Source organism: Streptomyces sp. NBC_00005 (assembly GCF_045160215.1).
Classification (GTDB): Bacteria; Actinomycetota; Actinomycetes; order Streptomycetales; family Streptomycetaceae; genus Streptomyces.
The window spans coordinates 10249666-10274312 of the sequence record NZ_CP108316.1; the positions used below are offsets into that span (position 1 = coordinate 10249666).

At 70.9% G+C, this 24647-nt stretch carries 20 protein-coding genes; 9 read left to right on the top strand and 11 right to left on the bottom strand.

What is annotated here, in order from left to right; all coding sequences use genetic code 11:
* Positions 1–117: 117 nt before the first annotated feature.
* Entirely contained in the window at positions 118–948 is an 831-nt protein-coding gene (locus OG303_RS46855) for an aldo/keto reductase (RefSeq protein WP_405876157.1), read from the bottom strand.
* Between the two features lie 212 nt (positions 949–1160).
* On the opposite strand from OG303_RS46855, the gene OG303_RS46860 reads away from it, so the two are divergent.
* Positions 1161–2135, top strand: a complete 975-nt coding sequence (locus OG303_RS46860; RefSeq protein WP_405877816.1) for a TauD/TfdA dioxygenase family protein — start codon at positions 1161–1163, stop codon at positions 2133–2135.
* A 2-nt stretch (positions 2136–2137) separates the two neighbouring features.
* Here the strand turns inward: OG303_RS46860 and OG303_RS46865 are convergent, their stop codons facing one another.
* Complete coding sequence (locus OG303_RS46865) at positions 2138–3199, bottom strand: LLM class flavin-dependent oxidoreductase (RefSeq protein ID WP_405876158.1); 1062 nt, start codon at positions 3197–3199, stop codon at positions 2138–2140.
* A gap of 113 nt (positions 3200–3312) precedes the next feature.
* Positions 3313–4818, bottom strand: a complete 1506-nt coding sequence (locus tag OG303_RS46870) for a metallophosphoesterase family protein (RefSeq protein ID WP_405876159.1) — start codon at positions 4816–4818, stop codon at positions 3313–3315.
* A 116-nt stretch (positions 4819–4934) separates the two neighbouring features.
* Between OG303_RS46870 and OG303_RS46875 the strand changes: the two genes are divergently transcribed.
* Positions 4935–7214, top strand: coding sequence for a zinc-dependent metalloprotease (locus OG303_RS46875; protein WP_405876160.1), 2280 nt, complete (start codon positions 4935–4937; stop codon positions 7212–7214).
* Between the two features lie 42 nt (positions 7215–7256).
* On the opposite strand, the gene OG303_RS46880 is transcribed toward OG303_RS46875, so the two are convergent.
* Positions 7257–8180, bottom strand: coding sequence for an MHYT domain-containing protein (locus OG303_RS46880; protein ID WP_405876161.1), 924 nt, complete (start codon positions 8178–8180; stop codon positions 7257–7259).
* A 301-nt stretch (positions 8181–8481) separates the two neighbouring features.
* Positions 8482–9579 carry an FAD-dependent oxidoreductase gene (locus OG303_RS46885; RefSeq protein WP_405876162.1) on the bottom strand — a complete coding sequence of 366 codons (1098 nt, stop codon included), beginning with the start codon at positions 9577–9579 and terminating at the stop codon, positions 8482–8484.
* A gap of 103 nt (positions 9580–9682) precedes the next feature.
* Here OG303_RS46885 and OG303_RS46890 point away from each other — a divergent pair, with 103 nt between their 5' ends.
* The 3 genes from OG303_RS46890 to OG303_RS46900 all read left to right on the top strand — a co-directional run bounded on the left by OG303_RS46890 (position 9683) and on the right by OG303_RS46900 (position 15344).
* The gene (locus OG303_RS46890) at positions 9683–10585 is read left to right on the top strand and encodes a LysR family transcriptional regulator (RefSeq protein ID WP_405876163.1); all 903 of its coding nucleotides are present in this window, start codon (positions 9683–9685) and stop codon (positions 10583–10585) included.
* Positions 10586–11114: 529 nt separating this feature from the next.
* A complete protein-coding gene (locus tag OG303_RS46895) occupies positions 11115–12758 on the top strand; it encodes a prolyl oligopeptidase family serine peptidase (RefSeq protein WP_405877818.1) in 1644 nt (547 codons plus the stop codon).
* A 192-nt stretch (positions 12759–12950) separates the two neighbouring features.
* Positions 12951–15344: a M4 family metallopeptidase gene (locus OG303_RS46900; protein ID WP_405876164.1), complete on the top strand. Its 2394-nt coding sequence runs from the start codon at positions 12951–12953 to the stop codon at positions 15342–15344.
* Positions 15345–15400: 56 nt separating this feature from the next.
* On the opposite strand, the gene OG303_RS46905 is transcribed toward OG303_RS46900, so the two are convergent.
* From OG303_RS46905 to OG303_RS46920, 4 genes are all read right to left on the bottom strand, one after another.
* Entirely contained in the window at positions 15401–16600 is a 1200-nt protein-coding gene (locus tag OG303_RS46905) for a glycoside hydrolase family 64 protein (RefSeq protein ID WP_405876165.1), read from the bottom strand.
* 160 nt (positions 16601–16760) lie between these two features.
* Complete coding sequence (locus OG303_RS46910; protein ID WP_405876166.1) at positions 16761–17516, bottom strand: dienelactone hydrolase family protein; 756 nt, start codon at positions 17514–17516, stop codon at positions 16761–16763.
* A gap of 121 nt (positions 17517–17637) precedes the next feature.
* Positions 17638–18258, bottom strand: a complete 621-nt coding sequence (locus tag OG303_RS46915) for an L-threonylcarbamoyladenylate synthase (protein ID WP_405876167.1) — start codon at positions 18256–18258, stop codon at positions 17638–17640.
* A gap of 9 nt (positions 18259–18267) precedes the next feature.
* Positions 18268–18765 carry an FBP domain-containing protein gene (locus OG303_RS46920; RefSeq protein WP_405876168.1) on the bottom strand — a complete coding sequence of 166 codons (498 nt, stop codon included), beginning with the start codon at positions 18763–18765 and terminating at the stop codon, positions 18268–18270.
* A 70-nt stretch (positions 18766–18835) separates the two neighbouring features.
* Here OG303_RS46920 and OG303_RS46925 point away from each other — a divergent pair, with 70 nt between their 5' ends.
* The 3 genes from OG303_RS46925 (at position 18836) to OG303_RS46935 (ending at position 22270) form a co-directional block, all read left to right on the top strand.
* Positions 18836–19414 carry a TetR/AcrR family transcriptional regulator gene (locus OG303_RS46925; protein ID WP_405876169.1) on the top strand — a complete coding sequence of 193 codons (579 nt, stop codon included), beginning with the start codon at positions 18836–18838 and terminating at the stop codon, positions 19412–19414.
* A 23-nt stretch (positions 19415–19437) separates the two neighbouring features.
* Positions 19438–20622, top strand: a complete 1185-nt coding sequence (locus tag OG303_RS46930) for a GDSL-type esterase/lipase family protein (protein WP_405876170.1) — start codon at positions 19438–19440, stop codon at positions 20620–20622.
* A gap of 115 nt (positions 20623–20737) precedes the next feature.
* A complete protein-coding gene (locus OG303_RS46935; RefSeq protein WP_405876171.1) occupies positions 20738–22270 on the top strand; it encodes a helix-turn-helix domain-containing protein in 1533 nt (510 codons plus the stop codon).
* A 119-nt stretch (positions 22271–22389) separates the two neighbouring features.
* On the opposite strand, the gene OG303_RS46940 is transcribed toward OG303_RS46935, so the two are convergent.
* Entirely contained in the window at positions 22390–23631 is a 1242-nt protein-coding gene (locus OG303_RS46940) for a cytochrome P450 (RefSeq protein ID WP_405876172.1), read from the bottom strand.
* A gap of 282 nt (positions 23632–23913) precedes the next feature.
* On the opposite strand from OG303_RS46940, the gene OG303_RS46945 reads away from it, so the two are divergent.
* Entirely contained in the window at positions 23914–24141 is a 228-nt protein-coding gene (locus OG303_RS46945; protein WP_405876173.1) for a hypothetical protein, read from the top strand.
* A gap of 4 nt (positions 24142–24145) precedes the next feature.
* Here the strand turns inward: OG303_RS46945 and OG303_RS46950 are convergent, their stop codons facing one another.
* On the bottom strand, positions 24146–24613 hold the full coding sequence (locus OG303_RS46950; protein ID WP_405876174.1) for a hypothetical protein: 468 nt from the start codon (positions 24611–24613) through the stop codon (positions 24146–24148).
* Positions 24614–24647 lie beyond the last annotated feature (34 nt).

Sequence of the window (24647 nt, forward strand, 5' to 3'; positions counted from 1 at the left end):
TACCGCCGTGAACATAGAGGCCTGGCAGGGCAGTTGGGGCCGGAATCACTCAATCCGCGCCTGGCGGTGCCTTGCGCGGCGAACCCGGCCCGCGGCCCCGAGCGCCCGGAGGGCGCGTCAGAACTCCTCGTGCACCTCCGGGTCCCCGCCGATGCGCCGGTGGGCGCGGTCGGCGACCGCCCGCATCTGGGCCGGGCCCAGCTCGAAGCCGAAGACGTCGAGATTCGCCCGCTGCCGCTTCGGGTTCGACGACTTCGGGATGGGTACCGCGCCCAACTGGGTGTGCCAGCGCAGGACGACCTGGCCCGGCGTCACGCCGAGAGCCTCGGCGACGCTGATGACGACGGGGTCGTCGAGCAGGCTGGTGCCGCGACCGAGCGGGCTCCAGCTCTCGGTGAGGACGCCCTTGGCGGTGTGGAAGGCCCGGAGCTCGTCCTGCGGGAAGAACGGGTGCAGTTCGATCTGGTTGACGGACGGAAGGACCCCTGTCTCCCTCTCCAGCCGCTCGATGTGCTCGGCGGTGAAGTTGGAGACGCCGATGGAGCGGACCAGACCGTCCTCGCGGAGCTTGATCATGGCCCGCCACGAGTCGACGTACCTGCCGACGCGGGGGAGCGGCCAGTGGATCAGGTACAGGTCGACGTAGTCCACGCCGAGCCGGCCGCGGGACTCCTCGAAGGAGGCGAGGGTCTCCTCGTAGCCGTGGTGCCGGCCCGGGAGCTTCGTCGTCACGACGATCTCCTCGCGGGGGACGTCGCTGCGGGCGACACCGCGGCCGACTCCGGACTCGTTGCGGTAGTTGGTCGCCGTGTCCACCAGGCGGTAGCCCAGGCCCAGGGCCTCGGACACGGCGGTCTCCGCCTCCGCGTCGCTCATCGGCCAGGTGCCCAGGCCGATGGCGGGGAGCGTCGTGCCGTCGTTGAGCGTGTGCGTCGGGATGTTGATCACCGTGGGACCTTTCCTCGACTGTGCGGTACCTCCAGCCTTACGGATGGGGTGAGCAGTGATCAACCGGACGGGTGGGACGAGGACGGCGGACGGCGTGGGCGCCACCGGGGAGAAGCGGGTACGAGGCCCTGTCGCCAGGCCCCGCAATCGCTGTCACGATCTTCAGGGGACCGGCCGGAGCGGAGCCGGTACGGACGATCATCGGAGTGCTTGTGACGACGGAGCGGGAAGCGGCGACGGGGCTCGAACAGATCGCGGGGATCGAGGTGGAGCCGGTCGCCGGGCACATCGGAGCCGAGATCACGGGCGTCGATCTGGCCGGTGACCTGGATGGCGCCGTGGTCGCCGCGATCCGGGCGGCGGTGCTGCGCTGGAAGGTGGTGTTCTTCCGCGGGCAGCGCCTCGACCACACCGGGCACGTGCAGTTCGCGCGCCGGTTCGGCGAGCCCGTCGTGCTGCGCAAGCGCGGGAACGCCTCGCCGCCGGACTTTCCTGAGGTGGAGACGACCGCCGACCGGCTGGAGCTGGGCGGGAAGTTCGGCATGGAGCACGAGGAGTGGCTGCAGCGCCGCCGGCACACACTGCTGCGCGGCTGGCACTGCGACCACGGTGCCCGCATCGACCCGCCGGCCGCGACGATCCTGCGCGCCGAGACGGTACCGCCGTACGGCGGCGACACCACCTGGTCGAACCTGGCGGCCGCCTATGCCGGACTGTCGGCTCCGGTACGGGAGTTCGTCGACGGGCTGCGGGCCGAGCACCGGCTCGGCGTGGGCTACCAGCCGCGGCCCGGCGACGACTCGTACCTGCGTCACCTGCTGGATCATCAGGTCGCTTCCGTGCACCCGCTCGTGCGCGTGCACCCGGAGACGGGGGAGCGGGTGCTGTTCGTCAACGGCTACTACCTCGAGCAGATCGCCGACGTCTCCCGCCCGGAGAGCCGGGCGATCCTCGACATGCTCCTTGAGCAGGCGGTCCGGCCCGAGTACACGGTGCGTTTCCGCTGGGAGCCGGGCAGCGTGGCCTTCTGGGACAACCGGGCCACGATCCACCTGGCCCCCAGCGACAACGCCCACCTCGGCTTCCCCCGGACCATGCACCGGGTGATGCTGACCGGCGACGTGCCCGTCGGGGTGGACGGCAAGCCGTCCGAACCGGTCGTCGGGACCGAACCCGGGCGCTGGTGAAGTCAGTTGGTCGGCGGCCGGCCCAGCGCCGGGCCGAGCTTCGTGGCCATGTCGGTGAGGATCTGCACGTAGTCCTCGTGCTCGAAGGCGAACGGCAGCGCGAACGCCACCTCGTCGACCTCGCGGAACGCGGCGTGCGCTTGCAGGCGTTCGGCGATCTCCTCGGAGGTGCCGACGATGTCCGGTGCGAACAGCAGCCGGGCCGGGCCCTGCGGTGACGTCGTACGGGGGAGCCGCTTGGCCGCGTACGCCTCGTACTTGGCGCGCTGCTCCGGCGAGGCGGTGTCGGTGGGGATGACGACCAGGCCCTGGGAGACGCGGGCGTTGTCGCCGTCGGGGTGGTGGGCGCGGAAGGCCTGGATGTGCGAGAGCTGGATCTCCGCGAAGTCGAAGTCCCTGTCTCCGTCCGCTCCTTCCGCTTTTACGACACTGCTGGTGAGGAAGTTCATGCCGTGCTCGCCGGCCCAGCGTGCGGAACTCAGGCTGGCGCCGCCGTACCAGAGCCGGCGGCCCAGCCCGGGGGAGTGCGGCTGCACGCGGTCGGAGCTGTACTCGATATGCGGCTGCCGCCGGGTGGCCTCGAAGCCCTCGACGCCGCTGAAGTCGGTGGCGCTCTTGCCCCGCACGAGGTCCAGCAGGCGCCGGACCCGCTCGTAGGAGAAGTCCTCCGCATCGGCCGTGTCCGGGTACAGCGCCTCCTTGACCTGGTCGTAGTGCATCGGCGGGCCGACGCTCACGCCCGGGTTGATGCGGCCCCCGGAGAGGATGTCGACCGTCGCCAGGTCCTCGGCCAGCCGCAGCGGGTTCTCCCAGCCGAGCGGGATGACCGCGGTGCCGAGCTCGATGCGGCGGGTGCGTTGCGAGGCGGCCGCCATGACGGCGACCGGGGACGAGATGCCGTACTGGAGATGACGGTGGCGCAGCCACGCGCTGTCGAAGCCGAGCCGTTCGCCGAGCTCGATGATCTCCAGCGTGGACTCGTGGCCGCGCCGCGGATCCGCCTCGTCGAACAGGCCGATGGTCAGAAAGCCCAGCTTGCGCAGGGGGCGTGAGGTCGGCGGCACGGGCTCCTCCGGAGGATTGGCTTACCGGGTGTTTGACTTATCAAGTACTACTGCGGTGTCAACCCGGCCGCCGCGGGAAGTGTTCCCGCACCCCTGGTCAAGATCAGGTCACGTCAGCCCAGCGGAATGGTCACTTCGTCCTCGACCGGCGGTTCGACCTCCTGTGCGCGGTTGCCGGTGGCCGCGTGGCAGCGCAGCCGGATGGCCTCCGGGGTGACGTCCAGGCGCAGGAAGCACTTGAAGAAGGGCGGGCTGTACGTCGCCGAACTCGGCGAGAACAGCTGCGTGTAGATCTTGCGGACGGGCAGGCGGAAGCGCGAAGTGCGGTCGGGGCGGCCGCCCGCGCCGAGCAGACCGGCCACGAAGCGCGTACGGCGGGTGACGCGCACCGGTCCGCCGGGGGTGCGGGTCGGTGGGGTGCCGAGCCGCTCGGCGATCACGGCCATCGCCTCGTCCTCGGTGAGGGTGAAGAAGCGCCGCAGGCGCAGGCGGCGTCCGTAGAGACCGCTGTAGAAGGCGAGGGAGTCGCCGCGCAGCGGATAGCAGCGGAAGTCCTTCTCGGCGACGTTCGCGATGTCGACGCGGGGGATGGTGTGGGTGGCGTGCATGAACGCCCCGCCGCCGCCCGAGACGACGTACTGGATGGTGCGGCCGCCCACCTGGACCGGGTAGCGCTGGTAGTTGTGGATGTCGCCGCCTATCGCCGCCACGTAGTGGTGGTCGGGGTCGCGGACGATGTCGTCGACGGTGCCGTTGCCCCCCTCGATCGTGCAGGGGTGGTGTTCACCGTCGACGTAGAGGGGCGAGCCGGTGATGAGGATCTTGGGGCGGGGGCCCTTGGACACCTCGCGCAGCCAGGCGCCCTGCTCGGCGTCGATCGTGCCGAGCAGGCCCGTGTCGATGCCTATGATCCGCACCGGTCCGGCGTCGACGGCCCAGTACGGGCCCGGCTGGACAGCCTGTTGGGCCGCCGCGGACCGCAACTTCCGTGCCTCGTCCAGGCGTTGACCGTCCGTCGCACGCGGCCGGTGCCACAGCAGCGAGCGTGTCCAGGCCCGGGTGAGGGGGCGCGGGGCCGGCTCGGCGGCGAGAGGCGGGGCGTCCCCGCAGAAGACGCGCATGAACGCGCCGAGATCCTCGTACCAGTCGTGGTTGCCGGGTATCGCGTAGATGGGCGCCTGGTAGTCCTGGTAGGGGCGGAAGAACTTCGTGGCGTAGTCGTCCGCACTGCCGACCGGGTAGATGACGTCGCTGGCGATGACGGCGAAATCCGTGCCCTGACTGACCTTCAGAAAGCCCGGCACGACGGCGTATTGGGGATCGTCGCCCTCCCCGGTGTCGCCGATGACCATGAAGGAGAACCGGTCGGCGTCCGCGCGCCGGATCACCTTGTCGACGGGCGCTCCGGCCTCCTCGCGCTGCGCCACCCATCTGCTGCGAGTACGGCCCGTGGGGTCCCCGAACCAGGAGGCCAGTACGCCGTTGCGGGCGGCCCACAGCGTCTTGGGGCTGAGCCAGGAGAGCTTCTCGACCTTGGGCGGCATCAGCTGCTTGTACTCGCCGCGCTCGGCGGAGCCCCAGCCGGCGCCTGCGGCGGTATCGCGTGAAGAGTCAGACACCGCTGCACCGTAGCAATGATCAAGTGACGGACGAGAAGGGGGTGCGGGCGCCAGGCGCGGCAACCGGTCGTGCCTGAGAGGATCATGGCGAGCGCCGCCCTTCCGAAAGGCCACCCATGCCCGCCGACTTCATCGATCTCGTCCCCGACCCGGAACACCCCCGCGACCGGCTGCTGCTGGGCATCCGCCACTTCGACGAGCCCTTCCTCCTCACCGTCTCCCTCTCCCAGGGCCTGGGTTCGAGCGAGCTGTGGCTGGACCGGGGGAGGGCGGGCAAGGCGCGGCTCGCGGAGTTCCAACGGGTGGGCGACCGCGTGCTGTTCGTCGTACGGAACAAGCACTTCAGCGCCTCCGGAGACCCGGCCGCCGTGCGTGCGGGGCAGGAGTCCTTCGCGCTGTCCGTGGTGTGGAGCGGGCCGGTGCTGCGGGAGGAGAACGGCGCGGCGGTCGTGGACGCCACCGGGCTCCTCCTCGCCGACCACGACCGCGTCGCCGAGCACCTGCACGACAAGGAGCAGGGGGAGTACACCGTCGACGAGGCGCGCAGCCTCCCCCTCGTCGCGGACAGCCGTACCGGCCGAAGCGGGACCCGGCTGCCCGCGCTCCTCACCTTCCGCGGGCCCGGCCGCGGCGCGGCGGTCCGCGCGGTCGCCGCCGACCCGTCCGCCCTGACCGTCGTACAGCAACTGAACCTGATCCGGCTGCCCGCCGACCCGATGCCCGCCCGCCGCTTCCACCCCAACTCGGGCGGCTACGGCGTCGGTTACGCCGACCACGGCCGGGTTGGCGTGCGCGACACGCAGGTGAAGGTGCAGCCCCGCTTCCGCGTCGGCCCGGGCAGTGCCCCGATCGTGTTCCGGGTCGACCCGGCCGTCCCCGAACCCTTCCGCTCGGCGGTGATCGAAGGCGGCAACTGGTGGCAGGAGGCCTTCGCGGCGATCGGACTGGCCGACGCCTACCGGGTCGAGGCCGGCGGCGACGACTTCGACCCGTACGAACCCGGTGTCCACGGCGTGGTGTGGGTGCACCGGGCGGGCCGCGGCTGGTCCCTCGGGCAGGGGCTCACCGATCCGCGCACCGGTGAGATCCTGCACGCCCGGGTCCGGCTCGGCTCCCAGCGCGTCGAGCAGGTACGCGCCCTCGGCGAGGCTCTGCTCGCTCCCTACGGCCGCCTCGACGAGGCCGAACGGCTCGCCGCCGTCCAGGAGTTGGTCCTCGCCCGGCTGCGCCACCTGGCCGCCCACGAAATCGGCCACGCCCTCGGCTTCATGCACAACTTCGCCAGTACGACGCACCCGAAGCCGTCGGTCATGGACTACCCGCACGCCTGCCTCCGCGTCACCGGCGACGGGGGCATCGACCTCTCCGAGGCCTACAGCACCGGACTCGGCCCCTGGGACCACTTCCTGGTCGCCCATACCTACGGGCAGTTCGCGGACGAGCCCACGGCCCTCGCCCGACTGCGCGCCGAGGCCGCCCGCGCGGGCCTGCACTTCATCTCCGACGAGGACGCCGCGGGCCCGCACGCGGCCCACGCGGACGCCGTGCCCTGGGTGACCCGGGAACGCGCGCTGCAGGCGCTGGAAACGATGATGGAGGCCCGGCGCATCGCGTTGGACGGCTTCACGCGCGGGGTGCTCCCGCCCGACCGCCAGACCGGCGAACTGGAGGAGCGCGCCGCCCTGCTGCACCTCCTGCACCGGCACGAGGTGACTGCCGTGGCCCGGCTGGTCGGCGGAGTTCGCTACGCGTACGGCCTCGCGGGCGACGACGGTACGGGCGCAGAAGCCGTCGACGCGGCCACCCAGCGCGAGGCCCTGATCCGGCTGGCGCAACTCCTGCGGGCCGAGCAACTCGCGCTGCCCGACGCCGTGTTGGGCGCCCTCACCCCGCCCGCCGTCCGCTACGGGCGCACCGACCAGTACCTCGACACCGACGCGGGCCGGACCTTCGACCCCTTCAACGCGGTCCGGGCCGCCGTCACCCTGGTCACCGAACACCTCCTGGAACCGGCCCGCCTCAACCGGGTTGCCTGGCAGCACGCCACGGACCCCGACACGCCGTCCGCCGGCGATGTCGCCGACGCGCTCCTGGCCACCACCTGGCGCCGTCCCGACCCGGTTCCGGCGGACCTGACCGGCGGGACGACGGTGCGGCACACGGCCGACTGGACGCTCCTCAACCACCTGCTGACCGTCTTGCGAGACGGCACCCTGCACGCCCAGGTGCGCACGGAACTGCGCAGCGTGCTGCGGCAACTCGCCACGGAACTACGGCAGTCGGACAGCGAGGACACGCGGCGCGAAGCGGCCGACCTGATCAGTGGCTTTCTCGCCGATCCCGACTCGGTGCGCCTCGACCCGTTGCCCCGGGTACCGCCCGGCGCGCCGAACTGAGGACCCACGGTGCCGCAGGTGCCGAAGCCGGGCTGCCGGCGCTCACCAGTCGTGGGTGCGCGGCGGGGCCCACTGGGGCGCGGGCTGCGCGGCGGCACCGTACTGATCCCTACCGGGTCGTACGGGGCCGACGGGTTCGCCGAAGAGGGCGCCGCTGTGCTGCGGCGCGGGCTCTTCCGCCTCCTTGGCCGCGGAAGTCCCCCTGGATGCGGGCGACTTGCTCCAGTCGCCGTCGCCCAGTACCAGCAGCGGGTCGAACATGACCACCACTCCGGCCAGCAGCAGGAAGATGGCCGGCCCCAGGAGCATGGGCAGCAGCAGGGAGGTGGGCGAGTCGCCCGCCCAGGTCCCACTGCCCGAGCCGTGCACATGCACGCTGACGGCGGCCATGGCCGTGTAGTGCATCCCGGACACCGCCACCCCCATGACCAGACTCGCCCCCAGGCTGGACAGGAAGCCCCGGATGGAGACCGCCGCCCACAGCGCGGCGGTCGCGGCAACGATCGCGATGGCGACGGACAGGGCGACCGTGAGCGGGTCGTACTGAATGTTCCCGTTCACCTGCATCGCCGCCATGCCGAGGTAGTGCATCGCGGCGACACCGACACCGGTGACCACGCCCGCGGTGGCCAGCATGCCCTTGCCGGCGCCCAGGTAGCCGACGATGAACACGCCGATGCCGACCACGACGACCGCCACGGCCAGGCTCAGAACGGTGAGCCCCAGGTCGTAGCGGATCCCGGTCTGCTCGATCTGGAAGCCGAGCATGGCGATGAAGTGCATCGTCCAGATGCCGCAGCCGATCGACGCGGCGCCGAGCGCCAGCCAACCGGGCTTCCAGGACTGTTCGTTGAGCAGGGACCGGACGATGCAGCGCAGTCCCAGCGCCCCTCCCAGGCAGGCCATTAAGTAGGCCGCCACCGGGGTCACCGCTCCATAGCGGAACCCGTCAATCGTGCCTTGCATGTGCCAACTCCCCCCAGAGCCATGGCAGAACGTGGAGCAAGGTCTACGGGGAAGGACGGAGTGAAAGCAAGGACTTACCTTTGGTAACTGAATAATTCTCAACTATCAGTGGTTGACTCTGGCCACTGATGGTCGAGTTCCGGCCATCAGTGAGCTTCGAGCGTTGATTCAGCCGTTGAATTCGGGCGCCGCTTCGGACGTCGCGTCAGACGTCGTACTCGTCGGGCAGGCGCATGGCGGCGCCGCCGACGTGAAGGCCGAGGGGGACCGCGCGGTCCTTCGGTTCGGCCGCCCGGCGGGCTCAGGCGGTGGGTGCGGTGGTGAGCATCCAGTGGCTGAAGGCCGCGTAACGCTCGGCGAACTCGGCGGGCCCGTCGGCGAGTTCGACGGCAGCGGAGTGCTCGCGGACCTTCTCGAAGCGGGTGGTGCGGGCGCGCTCGTAGCGGGCGAGGGCCGTGGCGGTGTCGGGTCCGGCAGCGAGTTCTGTCCGCAGAACCGAGGCGTCCTCGATGCCGAGGGTGCCGCCGGCGGCGATGTGCGGGGACAGTCCGTGAGCAGCGTCTCCGATCAACGCGACCCGACCGCTGGTCCAGGAGGGCAGTCCGGGCACGAGCATGATCCGGTTCTCCAGGATCGCCTCCTCGGGCGTCCTGGCGATCATCTCCAGCAGGTCGTCGTGCCAGCCCGCCTCGGCCAGATGGTGGGCGCGCCGCAGCGCTCGGTCCCGCTTGCCGCCGACCAGTTCGCCGACGTCGAACTGGTTGATCATCCACATCGTCTGTCCCTCCGCGACCCGCGCGTATCCGCCCCGGGTCCGGGCGGAGCCGATGGTGAGCACCGTGCCCTCCGGCCGCTCGTCCGCGGACGGAAGCACCGCCCGCCAGGCGTAGTGCCCGCCGTGCTCGACCGCGTCGCTGCCCGGCAGCAGGGAGGCTCGCACGCTGGAGTACACCCCGTCCGCGCCGATCAACAGGTCCGCGTGCAGTTCCTCGCCGCCGGCCAGGCGCACCGCCACGTGCGTGTCGTGCTCGGTGAAGCCGGCCACGTGGGCGCCCAGGCGGATCCGGTCCCTGCCCACGGTGTCGGCGAGCAGGTTGTTCAGGCCCGGCCGCGGCACCAGCAGGAAGCGGTGGGCGGTGGCGTCGTAGCCGGCGGCACGCATCGGGCGGCCGGCGGGGTCGAAGAACCAGGTGTCGATCTCCTTCCCCATGCGCCTGACGTCGTCGCCGATGCCGATGTGGTCGAACTCGCGCAGCGCGTTGGACCACAGGCCGATGCCCGCGCCGGCCGCCCGCACCTGCGGAGCGTGTTCCAGCACGGTGACGTCGTGGCCGTTCAGCCGCAACGAGGCGGCGGTGGTGAGCCCGACCAGACCGGCTCCTACGATCACGGTTCGCATCGTCAACTCCCTTGGTTGTCCGGCGCGGTGGCGCCGTAGGGCCAGTCAACGAGCCCGACGGAATAACTTCAAATGCATGCTTGGTCTGCCTAGCATTACCGCCATGCATTTCGACTTGAACCTGCTCATCGCCCTGGACGCGCTGCTCGACGAACGCAGCGTCAGTGCCGCGGCCGAGCGACTGCACCTCACGCAGCCCGCCATGAGCCGTACCCTCGGCCGGATCAGACGGGCGACCGGTGACGAGATCCTGGTCCGCTCCGGAAGGGTCATGTTGCCGACGCCGTACGCCGAGGCGATCCGCGACGAGGTGCACCAACTCGTCACCCGTTCCCAGGCGGTGCTGACCCCGTCGGCGGAGGTGGACCCGGCCACGCTCGAGCGGACCTTCACCCTCCAGTGCAACGACGTCGTCGCCGACGCGCTCCTTCCCCGCCTCGCCACCGTCCTCCCGCAGGCGGCCCCCGGGGTCAGCCTGCGCGTCATCGGCGAGGCGGACACCACGACCGACGAGCTTCGTCGGGGCCGCATCGACCTTCAGATCACCGACAGGGCGCCGGAGCACGCCGAGGCCCGCTCGATGACCGTGCTGGTCGACGAACTGGTCGTGATCGGCCGCCGGGACCTGCCGCGAGTCCCCTCCGGCTGGGCCGCGTTCGCCGCCCTCCCGCACGTCGTGATCTCCCGCCGAGGCCGCCGCCACGACCGTATCGACGACCTGCTGGAGGCCCGCGAACTGAGCAGGAAGGTCGCTTTCACCGTCCCCACGCTCGCCCTGGCCCTGCGGATCGTGTCCACCCACCACCTGATCGCCGTCGCTCCCGGACTGCTCGCCGAACAGGCGCTCCCGCCGTCGCTGCGCACGTACCCGATGCCCGGCCCCACCTCGCCCGTCCCCGCCGTCCTCGCCTGGCACGCCCGCCACGACCGGGACGCCGCCCACCGCTGGCTGCGCACCCTGATCGCCGACACTTTCAGCACGATCACCCACCAACCGGCACCGTGACTCGACCGGTCATCCGCCAACTGAAGTGCTCCCGACCGCAAACGAGTTGAGCCTTCAAGACACACACGGGTCCCGCGGAATTCGAACATGTGTTTAAATCTCGCGCTCAGTGGCAGCGTCCCGTACATGGCGACCCCACCTCCTCTCCCCGAACAACTCGTCCGCACGAGCCGCTTCACCCGAGGCGCCCCCGACCGCTTCTCCGTCACCCCCGACGGCAGAACCGTCCTGTTCCTGCGCGCCCGCTCCGGCGACGATCCGGCCGCATGCCTCTGGGCGCTGGAACTCGACTCCGGGACGGAGCGAGTCCTGGCGGACCCGGTACGGCTGCTCGGACATCGCCGGGCCGGCATCGAGTCGTACGCCACCGACCGAACCGCCGACCTGATCGCCCTCGCCCTGGACGGGGAACTGTGGGTGGTGCGCCGGGATCAAGGCCGGCCGTGGCGTCTGTCCGCGCACGGACCGGTCTACGACCCCCGCCCCGATCCCCACCGGCCGACACATCGCTTACGTCTCCCACGGCGCCCTGCGCGTCGCGGCTGCGGACGGCACCGTCGATCGCGCGCTCGCCGAACCAGGCGGACCCTGCGTCGAGTTCGGAACCGCCGACCACACCGCCGCCACCTCCCTCGACGGCCCGCGTGGCCACTGGTGGTCCCCAGACGGCGCCCGGCTGTTGAGCGCCCGGACCGACTCCACAGCTGTGCCGCCCTGGCCCGCGATCGACGGGGAAGGCCGCAAGTCGTGCTTTCCGGCGGCCGGTTCAGTCGGTCCTGACGTCACGCTGTGGATCGGCGACCTCAACGGCTCGTCCACGCAGGTGAGTTGGGACCGAAAGGCCTACGAGTATGTCGTGGGCGCCGGCTGGGACCCCCACGGCCCCTATGTCGTCGTACAGTCCCGCGACCAGTGCACCGTCCGCCTCCTCGCGATCGACCCCGCCGACGGCAGCACGACGGTCCTGGACGAGCAACTCGACGACCACTGGGTTCATTTGGTCCCCGGACTCCCCGCCCGCACCGTCTCCGGCGCCCTCCTCGCCCACAGCGACCTGCGCGGCACCCGCCACCTCACCGTCGACGGCGCTCCGGTCACGCCACCCGGACTCCAACTCCGCGCCGTGCTCGGCACCGACGGCGACCAGGTGCTGTTCACCGCGTCCGACGAACCCACCGAGACGCATCTGTGGAGCTACCGCCCGGTGGACGGCGTCCGTCGGCTGGGCTCCGGTCCGGGCGTGCACTCCGGTGTGCGCCGTGGCGGGACCCTCGTCCGGGTCAGCCGCGGTGCGGACCGGCCGGGTGGGCGAGTCGAGGTGCTGCGGGACGGGAAACCGGCCGTCCCCGTCACCTCGTATGCCGAACGGCCGGTGCTGGACCCGCACATGACCCGGCTCGTCCTCGGGGCGCGCGGGCTGCGCGCCCGGCTCCACTTCCCCTCCTGGCACCGCCCGGGCAGCGGACCGCTGCCGGTACTGGCCGACCCCTACGGCGGCCCCGGGCGCCAGCGGGTCACCACGGAGCTGGACTGGAAGGTCCTGGTGTCGCAGTGGTTCGCCGAGCACGGTTTCGCCGTGCTGGCGGCCGACGGACGCGGCACACCGGGGCGCGGACCGGACTGGGAGCGCGAGGTCCACGGCGACCTGTTCGGGCTCGCGCTCGACGACCAGGTGACCGCGCTGCGCGAAGCGGCCCGGCTCCACCCCGACCTCGACCTCGGGCGGGTCGCCATCCGCGGCTGGTCCTTCGGCGCCTCCCTCGCGACCGCCGCCGTACTGCACCGCCCGGACGTCTTCCATGCGGCGGTGGCAGGAGCCGGGGTCACCGATCAGCGGCTGTGCAACGCGCACTGGCGGGAGCGGACCCTCGGGCACCCCGACCGGCACCCGGAGCGGTACGAAGCCTGTTGCCTGGTCCGGGAAGCGCCGAAGCTGACCCGCCCGCTGCTCCTGATCCACGGTCTCGCCGACCCCAAGGTTCCGCCGGCCAACACCGTGCGCCTGTCCGACGCGCTGCTCGCCGCCGGGCGCCCGCACGAGGTGCTCCTCCTGCCGGGCGCCGGCCACCAACCGATGGGCGGCGCGCACACGCAGAAGCTGTTGGAACGTCAAGTGCACTTCCTGCAACGCCACTTGGGCCTGTCGCCCACCGGCAGTCGCACAGAGGGATAACCCTCGATTGACCAGAACCCTGCTGACATGACCTGGTCAATGCTGTCATCCTCCTCCCCAACTGCCGCACACACCCCCCACGTTCTCATCACGCAGTGACGGTCCCGCACAGCTCGGCTCGTCCCGGTCAGTACACCCGTCTGCCCGGTCTGTCACCGGCCGCCCCACGCGGTCGTAGCAGTAGGAGAACGAGTGAGACGCATCCCCCGCAAGCGGACCGCGGTCGGAGCCCTGGTCTCCACCGCGGCCCTCCTCGCCGTCGGCATCCAGTCGGTCCCGGCGAACGCCACGCCCGCCGCCCCCCACCCCAGCCCCCTGCGCACCGGGGGACTGGAGGCCAAGCTGACCCCGGCGCAGCGCAGCGCGCTGATCAAGAGTGCCAAGCAGAAGAGCACCGCGACGGCTCGCACGATCGGCCTGGGCGCCAAGGAGAAGCTGGTCGTCAGAGACGTCGTCAAGGACGCCGACGGCACCCTCCACACGCGCTACGAGCGGACCTACGCCGGTCTCCCCGTCCTCGGCGGCGACCTGGTCGTGCACACCCCGCCCGCCTCGCTGGCGTCCGGCACGGTGAGCACGACGTTCAACAACAAGCGCACCATCAAGGTCGCCTCCACCGCCGCGACCTTCGCGAAGGCGGCCGCCGAGACCAAGGCCCTCAAGGCAGCCAGGGCTCTCAAGGCCGAGCAGCCCAGCACCGACAGCGCCCGCAAGGTCATCTGGGCGGGTGACGGCTCCCCGAAGCTGGCCTGGGAGACGGTGGTCGGGGGCCTGCAGGACGACGGCACGCCGAGCCAGTTGCACGTCATCACCGACGCCACCACCGGCAAGGAGCTCTACCGGTACCAGGGCATCAAGACGGGCACCGGCAACACCCAGTACAGCGGCACGGTCACGCTCAACACCACGCTGTCGGGATCGACTTACCAGCTGTACGACACCACGCGCGGCGGCCACAAGACGTACAACCTCAACAACGCCACCTCGGGCACCGGCACCCTGATGACGGACTCCGACGACGTCTGGGGCACCGGGTCGGGGTCCAACACGCAGACCGCCGGCGCGGACGCGGCCTACGGCGCCCAGGAGACCTGGGACTTCTACAAGAACACCTTCGGGCGCAGCGGCATCAAGAACGACGGCGTCGCCGCCTACTCCCGCGTCCACTACAGCTCGGCGTACGTCAACGCCTTCTGGGACGACGACTGCTTCTGCATGACCTACGGCGACGGCTCCGGCGGCACCCACGCGCTGACCTCGCTGGACGTGGCCGGCCACGAGATGAGCCACGGCGTCACCTCCAACACCGCGGGCCTGGACTACAGCGGCGAGTCCGGCGGCCTCAACGAGGCGACCTCCGACATCTTCGGCACCGGTGTGGAGTTCTACGCGGGCAACAGCAGCGACGTCGGTGACTACCTCATCGGCGAGAAGATCGACATCAACGGCGACGGCACGCCGCTGCGTTACATGGACGAGCCGAGCAAGGACGGCGGCTCCGCGGACAGTTGGTACTCGGGCGTCGGCAATCTCGACGTGCACTACTCCTCGGGCCCGGCGAACCACATGTTCTACCTGCTCTCCGAGGGCAGTGGCACGAAGACCATCAACGGCGTCACCTACGACAGCCCGACCTCCGACGGTGTCGCCGTCGCCGGCATCGGGCGGGCCGCGGCCTTGCAGATCTGGTACAAGGCGCTGACGACGTACATGACGTCCAGCACCAACTACGCCGGAGCGCGCACCGCCGCCCTGAACGCCGCCGCCGCGCTGTACGGCACCAGCTCCACCCAGTACGCCGGGGTGGGCAACGCCTTCGCCGGCATCAACGTCGGCAGCCACATCACCGTGCCGACCACGGGCGTCACGGTCACCAACCCGGGCAGCCAGTCCTCCACCGTCGGCACCGCGGTGAGCCTGCAGGTCTCGGCCAGCAGCTCCAACAGCGGCTCACTGACCTACGCCGCGAGCGGACTGCCCACGGGCCTGTCGATCAACAGCTCCACCGGCGTGATCTCCGGTACGCCGACGACGGCCGGCACGTACAGCAGCACCGTCACGGTGACCGACAGCACCGGTGCGACCGGCACCGCCTCCTTCACCTGGACGGTCAGTTCCAGCGGCGGCGGCAGCTGCACCTCGGCCCAACTCCTGGGCAATCAGGGCTTCGAGTCGGGCAACACCACCTGGACCGCCAGCAGTGGTGTGATCACCAACGACAGCGGTGAGTCGGCGCACGCGGGCTCGTACTACGCCTGGCTGGACGGCTACGGCTCCACCCACACGGACACGCTGTCCCAGTCGGTGACCATCCCGAGCGGGTGCAAGGCGACGCTCACCTTCTACCTGCACATCGACACGTCGGAGACCACCACCAGCACCGCCTACGACAAGCTGACGGTCACCGCCGGATCGACGACCCTGGCGACGTACTCGAACCTCAACGCCGCCTCCGGCTACGCCCAGAAGTCCTTCGACCTGTCGTCCCTGGCAGGCTCCACCGTCACCCTGAAGTTCAGCGGTGTCGAGGACTCCTCGCTCCAGACCAGCTTCGTCGTCGACGACACGGCCCTGACGACCAGCTGACCACCCGCACGGACAAGGACCTCACCCCGTACCGCGCGGGGTGAGGTCCTGTGGCGTCAGTCGAGCGGATCGAGGGTCAGATACGCCTGCTGCGGACTGCCGTCGTGCACCAGTGACTCCTGGTTGCCGACGTCGTCGAAGGCGAACGCGTAGGCCTTGCCGTCTGCCATCTGCGCATGGATGTTCCGGGCGTACTGGTTGGTCACCGAGTCCTGGTAGAAGTTCGCGGTCGTGGTGTCCGGCTGGTTGGGGTTGACCAGCAGTGTGGAGCGGTTGTATCCCGCGCACAGGGTGCGGGAAATCGGGCCGCGCACCTGGTCGTTGGGCGCGTCGAGCAGCTTGTGGCAGCCGAAGACGCTGTCCGCGTCCGGCTTCTGGAAGCTGGTGACGACCGCGCCGGAACCGTCGGTGAAGTTCATGACGTTGCCCGAGACCCGGCCGAAGTACTTGGTGTTCGGCTGGTCGGTGAACGGGGTCACGGTCAGTGTCGCCGACGCGTACTTCTGCCAGACGCGGTTGATGTAGTCGTCCATCACGGACGCGGGCAGCGCCCCGTTCTCCAGGCCGTACCCGGGAGCCAGCGCGCGCAGTACGGTGCCGTCGGAGCGCGTCTGGACGAGGTTCGCCCACCCGCCCGACTGCCCGCGCAACGCGCTGAAGAAGCCGTTGTAGCCGCCCGACTTGAGGTGCCCGGTGGTGGCCGTGCTCCCGTCCGAGCGCTGCACCCCGACCGCATAGGGCGCCGAGAACATGTCCACCTGCGTGCTGTTGAGCCACAGACCCGAGTCGTTCAGCGTGTACTCGGACCAGTTGAACAGGATGTCGCGGTTCGGATCGCTCGGGTTCTGCACGGCCGGCTGCACCAGGCCGCCGGTGGTCAGCTTGAAGACCAGCTTCTGTCCGTACGAGAAGTAGATCCGCCCGGAGAACTTGGGGATCTGGATCGTCTTCGACTGGCCCGCGGCGGGCCCGGCGATGGACGCGTCCGGCGCGGGCGTCGGCGGATTGCCGCCGGCCGGCCACGCGTGGAACGCCCCGTTGGCGTCCGCCCAGCCCTGCTGCCCCGTCGAGAGCAGCGTGCCGAGCGTGTAGACGTAAACCGGCTCGCTGCGGCCGGAGTTGTTGGTCAGCTTCAGCGGAATCGTCGCGGGTACCGCCGCCTTGGCGGACGAGGGCGACTGGATCGCGATGACCGCGGCGATCAGTGCGGCTGCGGCTGTGGGGGCCAGCAGACGGCGAGTGAGCTTGTGATGCACGCTCCACCTCCGTGTGTGGGGTCACTCGAGGGGATTGGTCCGTACCTGTTTTTGAGAGCGCTCTCAAACTGGCATCGGGGTGCGTGCATGTCAATAAGCTGGACGTGCCGGAATGGGCGGCGCCCGCGGGATCCGACCCGCGGGCGCCGTCGGTGAGGTGTCAGAACGTGCGGTCCAGGAGATCCAGCAGAGCTGCCCAGTGCCGCTCGTCGCCCTCCTTGTCGTAGGCGGCCGTGTCCGCCTGCGTGTACCCGTGATGGGCGCCGGGGTAGACCTCGCAGCGGTGCCGTACGCCCGCCGCCGTCAGGGTCTCCTCCAGGAGCTGCTGCTGCTCGGGCGGCAGGGAGGCGTCCTCGTCGGCGTGACCGAAGTACAGCTCGGCGGTGACCTTCTCCGCCACCAGGTGGGGGCTGTCCGCTGCCTCCGTCGCCAACCGCCCGCCGTGGAAACCGGCCGCCGCCGCGACCCGGTCCGGATAGGTGCCGGCGGTGAACAGGGCCAGCCGCGCGCCCATGCAGTAGCCGGTCAGTCCGACCGGGCCGTCGGCCACCAGCGGGGAGTCCGCCAGCCACTGGAGGTACGCGCCCGCGTCCCGCATGGCGAGCTCGGGGGTGAGCGACATCATCACCGGGCCGACCTTCTCGAAGATCTCCGGCCGGGCGGACGGGTCGATGAACTCCGGCAGGTCGAAGACCGGCGTGCGGCCGTGCCGGTAGAAGACGTTCGGCACCAGGACCGTGTAGCCGTGCGCCGCCAGCCTGTCGGCCATGGCCCGCAGATGCGGACGCAGCCCGAAGGCGTCCTGGTAGAGCAGCACGCCGGGGTGGGGGAGACCGTCATCGGGATGTACCAAGTAGGCGTCGGCGACGCCGTCCTCGGTCGTTACGTCAACGGCTGTTCCCTGTACGGAGGCCATGGGGGACTACCTCTCTGCGCGCTCGGCGCCGACCAACTCTGCGGCCCGACGGGCCGGGTGCCGTCATCGTTGCACGTGCCATCGACCCGGCCGACGGGACCCCCGCATCGAGCGGAACGGCTCATTCGAACCGTGTCGTGTCCCCGGCTCCCCGCCGCACGATCTCCGCCTCGCCGCTCGAGAAGTCGATGACCGTCGTCGGCTCGGTGCCGCAGTCCCCGGAGTCGACCACCGCGTCCAGCACATGGTCGAGACGGTCCTTGATCTCCCAGCCCTGCGTCATCGGCTCCTCCTCGTCGGGCAGGAGCAGCGTGCTGGACAGCAGCGGCTCGCCGAGCTCGGCCAGCAGGGCCTGGGTGACGACGTGGTCGGGGATGCGCACGCCGACCGTCTTCTTCTTCGGGTGCTGCAGCATGCGCGGCACCTCCTTCGTCGCCGGCAGGATGAACGTGTAACTGCCGGGCGTCGACGCCTTGATGGCGCGGAACACGTCCTTGTCGACGCGCACGAACTGGCCGAGCTGCGCGAAGTCCTGGCACACGAGCGTGAAGTGGTGCCGGTCGTCCAGGTGGCGGATGGTCCGGATCCGCTCGATGCCGTCACGGCTGCCCAGCCGGCAGCCCAGCGCGTAGCAGGAGTCCGTCGGATACGCGATGAGCGCGTCCGAGCGGATGCTGTCCGCGACCTGGGAGATGGTGCGCGGCTGAGGGTTGTCGGGGTGCACGTCGATGTACTTCGCCATCCGCCGAGCTTATGCCGTGCCGACCTTGGCGACGAACGCGGCGACGTTCGCCACGGTCCGCCGGATCTTCTCCTCCAGAGTGATCGTCTCGTGCAGCCGCGCCCCGATGCCCGCGTCCCGCAGGCCCCGCACGTACAGCGAGCAGGCGAGGTCGGTGCACATGTAGGCGCCCACCGAGTTGCCCTGCTGTCCGGCCCTGCCCGCCTTCGGCGCGACCATCAGGGAGACACCGCCGGAATGGGTCGTCAGGCACATCGAGCACATGCTGCGCCGCGCCTGCCCCACGGCGGCGCTCGAGCCGCGCAGTGCGACGGCCTTCGGCCGGCCGTCGTCCCACTCGGTGACGAGGTAGGCGCGGTCGGGGGCCTGGGGATCGCGCCAGCCGAGGAAGTCCAGGTCGCCCCAGGGCCGGTCGGCCAGGTCGCGCGGGACGGACAGGCGCTTCGCCTCGCCCTTGGTGCAGTTCACGAAGGCGGCACGGATCTCTTGCTCGGTCAACGGTTCCATAAGCTCACGCTAATTTGCCTAAACGCTTTAGGCAAATGCATAATCGACTCCGGCAACGGAGAGGGCGGCTATGGCGCGGGCAGGGCTGACCACGGAACGTGTGGTGCGGGCAGGGGCGGAGCTGGCGGACGAGGTCGGCTTCGAGCAGGTGACCGTTTCCGAGCTCGCCCGGCGGTTCGACGTCAAGGTCGCGAGCCTCTACTCGCATGTGAAGAGCTCCCAGGACCTCAAGACCCGGATCGCCCTGTTCGCCCTGGAGGAACTCGCCGACCGGGCCGCCGACGCCCTCGCCGGCCGGGCCGGCAAGGACGCCCTGACCGCACTGGCGAACGTCTACCGCGACTACGGCCTGGAACACCCCGGCCGCGCCACCGCATCCCGGCTGAGGCTGGACCCGGAGACCGCGGCCGCCAGCGCGGGAGTCCGGCACGCCCAGATGACCCGCGCGCTCCTGCGCGGCTACGACCTGACGGAACCGGACCAGACACACGCCGTACGACTACTGGGCAGCGTCTTCCACGGTTTCGTCAGCCTGGAGACGGGCGGCGGCTTCAGTCACAGCGCCCCCGACAGCGAGGAGACCTGGACGCGGATCCTGGACGCCCTCGACGCCCTGCTGCGCAACTGGCCCGCCCACCCCACCCGTTGAGCGACGATCGACAGGCACAGGACATGCACACCGAGCACGACTGGATCACCACACCCGTCACCGCCGACCTGTTGCGCGGCGCCCTCGACGTGGAGCGCACCGAGCACGGCGTGCTGCCGCACCGGCTGCCCGCCCGGGCCCGCGCCCAGTGCACCGATCCGCAGCTGGCCATGGCCGAGTCCCAACCCTCGGGCGTACGGCTGGTGTTCCGCACCCGCGCGACGGCCGTCGAACTGGACACCCTGCCCACCAAGCGCGTCTACACGGGCGCCCCAGCCCGTCCCGACGGCGTGTACGACCTCCTCGTCGACGGCCGCCCGGCCGGCCGGGCGAGCGTCACGGGCGGCAACACCGTGACCATCGACCTGACCGCCGGCACTGCCGAGCGCACGTCCGGCCCCGTGGGCACGCTCCGCTTCACCGACCTGCCCGACGGCGTCAAGGACGTGGAGATCTGGCTCCCGCACAACGAGACCACCGAACTGGTCGCCCTGCGCACCGACGCACCCGTGGAGCCCGCCCCGCCGAGCGGCCGCAAGGTGTGGCTGCACCACGGCAGTTCGATCAGCCACGGCTCCGACGCCGCGAGCCCGACCAGCACCTGGCCCGCACTCGCCGCCTCCCTCGGCGACGTGGAACTGATCAACCTGGGGCTGGGCGGCAGCGCCCTGCTCGATCCGTTCACCGCCCGCGCCCTGCGCGACACCCCCGCCGACCTGATCAGCGTCAAGATCGGCATCAACCTGGTCAACACCGACCTGATGCGCCTGCGCGCCTTCGGCCCCGCGGTCCACGGCTTCCTCGACACCATCCGCGAAGGCCACCCCACCGCACCGCTACTGGTCGTCTCGCCCATCCTGTGCCCCATACACGAGGACACGCCCGGTCCCAGCGTGCTGGACTTCGGCTCCCTGAGCAGCGGTCAACTGCAGTTCCACGCCATGGGAGATCCGGCGGAACGCGCGAGCGGGAAACTGACCCTGGGCGTCGTCCGCGACGAACTGGCCCGCATCGTGGCCCAACGGTCGGCCGAGGACCCGAACCTGCACTACCTCGACGGCCGTGACCTCTACGGGCAGTCCGACGTCGCCGAGCTGCCGCTGCCCGACCAGCTTCACCCCGATGCCGCCACCCATCTCCACATCGGCGAGCGCTTCGCCGGACTGGCCTTCGCCGCGGGCGGGGCGTTCGGGAGCCGTAGCGTCTGAAGTGTCCACCTCGTGGCCGTACGGAAGCCGTATCTGCGTATTCGCTGGACACTCGTGAGGTAACGTCCCCGACCGATATGCCGAGGTCGATGCGATGGACGAGGAGAAGGCCGACATGGCTGGCCGAAAGGACGGGGCCCGCCCTGCGGAGGTGACGGGCGCCGACAGTGCGACGTGGGCGCAGGAACTGCTGGACCACCTGCGGCCGACCGGGCGGGACATCCGCAGGGTCGTCGCCTGGCTCGCGGACGCCGTGCACGGAACGGCCTGCCTGCAGGACGACACCGGGAACCTCCTGGCCGGAACACCGACACCGCTGGACGAGGACCTCGTCGCGGACATCGTCTCGGGCCGGATCGCGTCCGCGGCATGGGACGACACCGGGCGCCATCTGCGCCTCGTCAGGGTGGAACAGCCGCGGCCCGCCGTGGCGGGCGTGCTGACGGTGTCCCGCGAGACCCCCTTCGACCGCCGTGCCTCCGACATCGTGACCCACACCGCCCAGGTGGTCGAACTCCTGCTCAGGGCACACGAGTCGACCGTGGCCGGACGCCGCCTCCAACGGGCGACGTCCGACCTGCGCCTGGCGATCCTGCAACTGCTGATGGTCGAGGACACCGTCTCAGCCCGCCGCGTCGCAGCCGGCCTGTGGCCCGGCCTGCTCGACACCGACACCGCCTGCGTCTACGTCCTCGAGAGCCGCGTCGAGGAGCGCGACCGCATCGCCGAGGAGTGCCTGGACGCGACGGAGGAGCAGGTGCTCGTGGTGCGCTGCCCCGCCGTCGACGCGCACGTCATCGTCGTCGCCCCCCGCGACGAGGCCGCCGGGGAACTGCGCTCCCTGATCGGCCGGCGGCCGGGCACCTTCCTCGGCGGCAGCGCCCCACAGAGCCTCGTCCGCACCGCCACCGCCTACGGGCAGGCCGTGAGCGCCCTCGCCGTCGCCCGCTTCCGGTCCGACAAGCAGGCCGTGTACGCCGAACGCACCCACCCCGAACGCCTGATGGACCCGGTCGCGCTGTACGGCTGGACGGCCCATGTCCTGCGTCCGCTCGACACCCTGGCGCACCACACCCGCGCCGAACTCCTCGCCACCACCCGGCTGGGCCTGGAGTTCACCGCCGTGAACGCCGCCAAGGTCCTCGGCGTCAGCCGCAACACCGTCCGCGCCCGCATGGAACGCGTGGAGACCCTGCTGCACGCGGACTTCTCCGACCTCAGCGCCCGCGCCGTCGTCCACCTCGCACTCAACATCCAGGTCGGCCTGTCGCAGGAGACGTACGAGTCCGGCTCCGCGCAGACGGCCCACCCCCGGCTCGCCGACCTGCTGGCCGGCACCGCGCTGCGCATCTGGGCGCACGACCTGCTGGGGCGCCTGGAGTCCGACGCTCGCGACCTGCGCCGCACCCTGCGCACCTGGATCGCCGCCGGAGGCAACGCCGAACGCGCCGCGCACCTCCTGGGCGTACACGCGCAGACAGTGCGCGAGCACGTGCGCAGCGCGGAACCCGTCCTCGAGCGCCAGCTGCTCGCCGCAGGCAGCGATCTCTACGAAGTCGTCCTGGCACACCTCGCGCTCGGTGACCTCGACCAGCCCGACCTCCACGGGGCGAACCGGGACCATCCGGACTCACCTGTGCACGGGTGAGTCCTGCGGGCACCACAGCGGGCACCGACGCGGTTCACAACGGATCCGCTCGGGACGTAGGTTCGACGCACCGCGGGGGCACGACCGGAACGGGGGACCGGTCGCGCCCCTTTGCGGTTTCACGCGCGCAGCCGCACCGGCACCTCTTGCCAGCCGAACGCGATGAACGACGGCACCTGCCGCAACTCGCCCTCGCCGACGGCCAGTCGTATGTCGGGGAAGCGCTCGAAGAGAGCCGGTAGCGCGGTCATCGCCTCCACCCGGGCCAGCGGAGCGCCGATGCACCGGTGCACACCGATCCCGAACGCCAGATGGTCGTCGGCGCCGCGCGCCGCGTCGAAGGCGTCCGCGTCCGCCCCGTAGTGCGCGGGATCCAGCCCCGCGGCGGCGTACGTAGTGATGATGGCGTCGCCCGCCGGGATCGTGACGTCGCCGACCACGATGTCACTGACGGCGAACCGCAGCGGCAGCGCGGCGATCGACGGGTGCACCCGCAGCGTCTCGTCGACGACGGCGTCCCAGCCGATCTCCCCGGCCCGTACGGCGGCGAGTTGCCCGGGGTGCCGGAGCAGGGCGACGACCGCGTTGCCGATGAGGTTGAGGGTGGTCTCGTACCCGGCGCCGATCACCAGCAGCAGTGTGTACAGGAGTTCTTCGTCGCTGAGCCGGTCGCCGTCCTGGTCCCGCACCCGGATCAGCTCGGTGGTCAGATCGTCCCCGGGGTGCTCGCTGCGGTGGGCGATCAGCGCCGGCAGGACCGTACCGATCTGCTGCTGCACGGACGCGGCGTGTTCCGGGCTCGGGTCGGAGGTGTCCATGATGGCCGCGATCATCCGACCCGTGTCGTCCACCAACTCGTCGGGCACGCCGAACAGTTCGCAGATGATCCGCATGGGCAGGGGGCGCGCGAGCGCTGCCCTGACGTCGACCACCCGGCCGTCGTCGCCCGCCGCCTCCAGTGCGTCGAGCAGCTCCGCAGTGATCGCCTCCACCCGCGCCCGCATCACCTCGGTGCGCCGGTGGGTGAAGCTCGGTGCCACCAGCTTGCGCAACCGCGCGTGGTCGCCGCCGTAGGTCGAGAGCATGTTGACCACGCCCACCCAGCCCAAGATCCAGCCCCAGGAGGGGTGTTCACCGATCTCGGGCCACAACTTCCAGTGCAGCCGCGGGTCCTTGCTGACCCGCGGATCGAGGATCAGGCCCTTGAGGGTGTCGTAGCCGGTCGGCGCCCAGGCGGGGATCCTGCCCGGCAGTTCGACGGGCACGATCGGGCCCAGGGCGCGCAACCGGGCGCTCTCGGCCGGGATGCCGGCGCCGAACGGGTCGATGACAAAGCGGTCGATACGGTCGGTGACGGTCACGACGGATCCCCCAGAAGTGAAGCCGGGCAGTTCGGAGTCCGCGGCCCCGGGGGCCGAAGCTCGCAGCACAGTACACACCGTCACTGATCACTCTCGCACGGCAGAGCGAAACTTCGACGCGAAATCCTCGCCCCTTGGTTTCTTCCGGCACGACGCCCTCGGATCGGCCGTGCGGCATGCTCGTCGGATCATCGACTGGTCCATTCGGGGGGTGTACTCACCCGACCCGGTGAGTGCGCGCCGCCGCGCGTACCACCGGCGCCGCCGCCACGTTGCCCCGGCATGAACCGAACCGCACTGGCGCCGCGACGCTCTCTCGCAGGCGAACCCGCGCCCGCCCCGTACGCCGAACTGACCCATGGGACCGGGACCCACGGGCCCGGGTTCTCGCCGCCGATCTACGCCCAACTCGTCGCCGAATGGCGGGCCAAGGGGCGGGCCGTGCCGGGCCACCCGGATGTGCAGTGGGCCTCGTTCGCCGGACTCCCCGACGACGGCCGGCGAGGCTGAGGCGCTACTCGCCGGGTGCGGGCGCCGGCACGGCCAGCGTGCCGTTGGCCTGACGCAACGCCAGCTCCAAGGTGACCGGTGCGTGCAGCACGCCGCTCCCGTCGGGCGGGACGAGCCACTCCATGAACCGGCTGGACCGGTACGGCGGAGGCACGGCAACCCAGGACCCCCTGCCCGCGTACCGCAGCCCGGTCCCGATCCACCGGCTGCCCGGGTCGGGCGGCAGGAGGAACCCGATCCGCCGGGCGGCCGTGTCGACGAGCGTCGGTCCGGGGGCGGGCAGCGACGGCTGCCACAGCAGATCCAGTGCGAGCAGCCCCAGCTGATCGGGAACGCTGAGTACGTCCCAGTACCTACCGGCCTCCACGAGCGCGATGCCGTCGCCCTCGTCCCAGGCGCGCTTGCAGGCCCGTGGATCGGGTGCGGCCGCCGCGAGCCACTCCACGCACTGCGTCCATGTCGTGTCGGTCATGTCCGGCTCCGGGTGCTGATCGCTCATGAGCATG